This window comes from Hungatella sp. SL.1.14 (assembly GCF_024460495.1).
GTDB classification, from domain to species: domain Bacteria; phylum Bacillota; class Clostridia; order Lachnospirales; family Lachnospiraceae; genus Hungatella; species Hungatella hathewayi.
The window spans coordinates 1-685 of sequence record NZ_JANFYJ010000094.1; the positions used below are offsets into that span (position 1 = coordinate 1).

The window sequence follows — 685 nt, forward strand, 5'->3', positions numbered from 1 at the left end:
ATCTCATAGTTGCTCTTATAATCCTTTGCCTTCTCGTCTGCTGCATCAGTTCCGGCCGCCACCACACGGTACGAAGACACGGTATTCGCTGTCCTTCCTGCCTCTGTTATGCTTCCGCTTACATAGACCTGCAGCTCCTGGCCTGGCGCTGTATCCCCTTTGGTTACTTCAAACGCCGGATTTGTCAGCGGTGTCCCGTCGTAATCCTTTTCCTTCTTAAGGGTCTTGAATTCCAGTCCGCGTTTTTTTATCTCGACTGTCGCTTCCGCTGTATCTGTATCCGCATAGTTCGGGTTTTTCGCCTTGACATAGACCGTATAGCTCCCGGCCTCTGTAAATAACGGCGCTGTCTCGCTGAATTCTTTATTGTCTGTTGAATACCACAGGGTCGATCCCTCTTTCAGCGCTTCCGCTCTCTTTAATCCATGACCGGTCCCGTCATACGTTACCGTCTGCCCTTCTGCACTTACTCCATTGTCACCTGCAGCCACAATTGTCAGCATTCCCGGTACGATTTCCACCGTATAGTTCGGGTTTTTCGTATACTCTGCCGTCAGCCTGATCTCGTCTCCAACGTTGTTCTTATTCTCGTCTCCGGCTGCCCTTACATAGCTTACCTTTCCAAGGTCGCCTTCCTTTACCACTGCTCCGCTGCTTACCAGGTCATCATAGTTTCCTGTAAACT

The 685-nt window shown here is 50.4% G+C and carries 1 protein-coding gene; it reads right to left on the reverse strand.

All coding sequences use genetic code 11. The features are described 5' to 3' along the window. On the reverse strand, positions 1-685 hold a 685-nt coding region (locus NE473_RS30080), incomplete at both ends, for a hypothetical protein (protein WP_256265544.1).